The organism is Pseudomonas sp. MWU16-30322 (assembly GCF_020515535.1).
Taxonomy (GTDB): Bacteria; Pseudomonadota; Gammaproteobacteria; order Pseudomonadales; family Pseudomonadaceae; genus Aquipseudomonas; species Aquipseudomonas fluorescens_H.
Genome location: NZ_JAIWYL010000023.1, coordinates 1 through 4,366, shown reverse-complemented (window position 1 = coordinate 4,366; position 4,366 = coordinate 1). Strand labels below are relative to the sequence as shown.

Genomic DNA, 4,366 nt, shown 5'->3' with positions numbered 1-4,366 from the left:
CGTTCCGAGCACTGTTCCGGCTGTCACCGAAGTCACTGACACCATCGATACTTCGACCGTCAAACTGACCGCCGATACCTCGGTGGCCGAGGGCGGCACTGTCACTTACACCGCTACAGTTGGCGCGCCGGTCACCGGCTCGCCTGTGGTCGTGACTCTGGCGAACGGCCAGAGCATCACCATCGAAGTGGGCAAAACCACCGGCACCGTGACCACCACTGCGCCGAACGATGCGTTGAACGGTCATGAACCGCTCACCAACGCGATCACCGACGTGAGCGGTGGCAACTACGAAAACCTCGTCGCCGACAAGACCCCGGTCAGCACCACCGTGACCGACACCGTCGACACCACCAACCTGTCGCTGACTGCGACCGGCACCGTGGCCGAAGGCGGTTCGATCGTCTACACCGCGACCCTGACCAATCCGGCTGGCACTCCGGTGACCGTGACCTTGAGCAACGGCTCGGTGATCACCATCGAAGCCGGTAAAACTACTGGCACCGTAACGGTTCCAGCACCTGCCGATGACGTTTACAAAGATGCCGGCAAGGTTGAAGTGACCATCAAGGATGCGTCCGGCGGCAACTTCGAGAACCTCGTTCCGAGCACCGTTCCGGCGGTGACTGAAGTTACTGACACCATCGATACGTCAACCGTGAAGCTGAGCGCCGATACTTCGGTGGCTGAAGGCGGCACTGTCACTTACACCGCTACAGTTGGCGCGCCGGTCACCGGCTCGCCTGTGGTCGTGACTCTGGCGAACGGCCAGACCATCACCATCGAAGTCGGCAAAACCACCGGCACCGTCACCACCACCGCACCGAACGATGCGTTGAATGGTCACGAGCCGCTGAGCAACTCGATCACCGACGTCAGCGGCGGCAACTACGAAAACCTCGTCGCCGACAAGACCCCGGTTTCGACCACCGTCACCGACACCATCGACACCACTAACCTGACGTTGAGCGCAACAGGTTCCGTCGCTGAAGGCGGTTCGATCGTTTATACCGCAACCCTGACCAATCCGGCGGGCACTCCGGTAACCGTGACCCTGAGCAACGGCTCCGTCATCACCATCGAAGCCGGCAAAACCATCGGCACCGTGACCGTTCCAGCGCCAGCCGATGACGTGTACAAGGACGCTGGCAAAGTCGAAGTCACAATCAAGGATGCTGCGGGCGGCAATTTCGAGAATCTGGTGCCAAGCACCGTTCCGGCCGTAACCGAAGTCACCGACACTATCGATACCACCTCGGTCAAACTGACCGCGACCGAGTCCGCTGCTGAAGGCGGCACGGTCACCTACACCGCTACCGTTGGTGCACCAGTGACCGGTTCGCCAGTCGTGGTGACCCTGGCCAATGGTCAGAACATCACCATCGAAGTGGGTAAAACCACTGGCACCGTGACCACCACCGCGCCGAACGACGCGCTGACCGGTCACGAACCGCTGACCAACTCGATCACCGGCGTAACCGGCGGCAACTACGAAAACCTCGTGGCCGACAAAACGCCGGTCAGCACCATCGTCACCGACACCGTCGACACGACCAATCTGTCCCTGAGCGCCACCAACTCGGTCGCCGAGGGCGGTTCGATCACCTACACCGCGACCCTGACCAATGCGGCCGGCACCCCGGTGACCGTGACCCTGTCCAACGGTTCGGTGATCACCATCGAAGCGGGCAAGACCACTGGCACCGTAACCGTTCCAGCGCCTGCCGATGACGTCTACAAGGACGCGGGCAAAGTTGAAGTGACCATCAAGGATGCGTCCGGTGGCAACTTCGAAAACCTCGTCCCGAGCACTGTTCCGGCGGTGACTGAAGTCACTGACACCATCGATACGTCGACCGTCAAACTGACCGCGACCGAGTCGGCCGCTGAAGGTGGCACCGTCACCTATACCGCTACCGTTGGTGCTCCAGTGACCGGTTCGCCAGTCGTGGTGACCTTGGCCAATGGTCAGAACATCACCATCGAAGTCGGCAAGACCACCGGCACCGTGACCACTACCGCGCCGAACGATGCGCTGAACGGTCATGCACCGCTGACCAACTCGATCACTGATGTGAGCGGCGGCAACTACGAGAATCTGGTGGCCGACAAGACTCCGGTTTCGACAAACGTCACTGACACCGTCGACACCACCAACCTGACGTTGAGCGCGACCGGCACCGTGGCTGAAGGCGGTTCGATCGTTTATACCGCAACCCTGACCAATCCGGCCGGTACTCCGGTGACCGTGACCCTGAGCAATGGCTCAGTGATCACCATCGAAGCCGGCAAAACCACCGGCACCGTGACTGTTCCGGCCCCTGCCGATGACGTCTACAAAGACGCCGGCAAAGTCGAAGTCACGATCAAGGATGCTGCGGGCGGCAATTTCGAGAACCTGGTGCCAAGCACCGTTCCGGCCGTGACCGAAGTCACCGACACCATCGATACTTCTACCGTCAAACTGACGGCCGATACGTCGGTCGCAGAGGGCGGCACGGTTACCTACACCGCCACGGTCGGTGCGCCAGTGACCGGCTCACCTGTGGTCGTGACCCTGGCGAACGGCCAGAGCATCACCATCGAAGTCGGCAAAACCACCGGCACCGTGACCACCACCGCGCCGAACGATGCGTTGAACGGTCACGAGCCGCTGAACAACTCGATCACCAACGTCAGCGGCGGCAACTACGAAAACCTCGTCGCTGACAAAACGCCGGTCAGCACCACCGTCACCGACACCGTCGACACCACCAACCTGTCGCTGAGCGCGACCCCGGCGGTGAACGAAGGCGGCCAGATCACCTACACCGCCACCCTGACCAACGCCGCCGGCACCCCGGTGACCGTGACGTTGAGCAATGGCGCGGTCATCACCATCGAGGCCGGCAAAACTTCCGGCACCGTGACCGTCGATGCACCGAAGGATGACGTCTACAAGGACGCCGGCACCGTTGAAGCGACCATCAAGGGCGCGACCGGTGGCGACTTCGAAAACCTGGTGACCAGCAACACCCCGGCAGTGACTACCGTCAACGACACCATCGACACCTCCACCGTGTCGCTGACCGCCACCGCCAACGTCGCCGAAGGCGAGACCGTGGTTTACACCGCAAGCGTGACCGCACCAGTAACCGGCTCGCCAGTCGTGGTCACCCTGTCCAACGGCCAGACCATCACCATCGCCGTCGGTGAGACCACCGGCAGCGTGAATTTCGTTGCGCCGAACAGCCCATTGGCGGGCGGCAGCTCGCTGAGCGTCGCCATCGACAAGGTTGCCGGCGGCAACTATGAAAACCTGGTGGCCGACAAGACACCGGCTAACACCTCGGTGTCGGACACTGTCGACACCACCAACCTGAACCTGACCGCCAGCGACTCGGTGGCTGAAGGTGGTTCAATTGTTTACACCGCGACACTGACCAACCCGGCTGGAACCCCGGTGACCGTGACCCTGTCCAACGGCGCGGTGATCACCATCGAAGCCGGTAAAACGTCGGGCACCGTGACTGTTCCGGCTCCGGCTGACGACGTGTACAAAGACGCGGGTAAAGTCGAAGCGACCATTTCCACCGCTACCGGCGGCAACTTCGAGAACCTGGTGCCGAGCACTGTTCCTGCAGTCACCAACGTTACCGATACCATCGACACCACCACGGTCAAACTGACCGCGACCGAGTCTGCGGCTGAAGGTGGCACCGTCACTTACACCGCGACTGTCGGCGCGCCAGTGACTGGCTCGCCGGTCGTGGTGACCTTGGCCAATGGTCAGAACATCACCATCGAAGTGGGTAAAACCACTGGCACCGTGACTACCACTGCGCCGAACGATGCGTTGACCGGCCACGCGCCGCTGACCAACGCCATCACCGACGTCAGCGGCGGTAACTACGAAAACCTCGTGGCGGATAAAACGCCGGTGTCGACCAATGTTACCGACACCGTCGACACCACTAACCTGTCGCTGTCAGCGACCGGCACCGTGGCCGAAGGTGGCTCGATCGTTTACACCGCAACCCTGACCAACGCCGCTGGTTCGCCAGTCACCGTGACCCTGTCCAACGGCGCCGTGATCACCATCGAGGCCGGTAAAACCACCGGCACCGTGACTGTTCCAGCTCCGGCGGACGACGTGTACAAAGACGCCGGTAAAGTCGAAGCAACCATTTCGACTGCCACCGGTGGCAACTTCGAGAACCTGGTGCCAAGCACCGTTCCGGCCGTGACTCAGGTCACCGACACCATCGACACCACCACGGTCAAACTGACCGCGACCGAGTCTGCGGCTGAAGGTGGTACTGTCACTTACACCGCTACCGTGGGTGCGCCAGTCACCGGTTCGCCTGTGGTCGTGACGCTGGCCAAC

General features: G+C 61.7%; 1 protein-coding gene. It reads left to right on the top strand.

Annotated elements, in window-relative coordinates; all coding sequences use genetic code 11:
* The coding region (locus LCH64_RS28135) for an immunoglobulin-like domain-containing protein (protein ID WP_346269214.1) at nt 1–4,366 on the top strand (4,366 nt) is incomplete at both ends.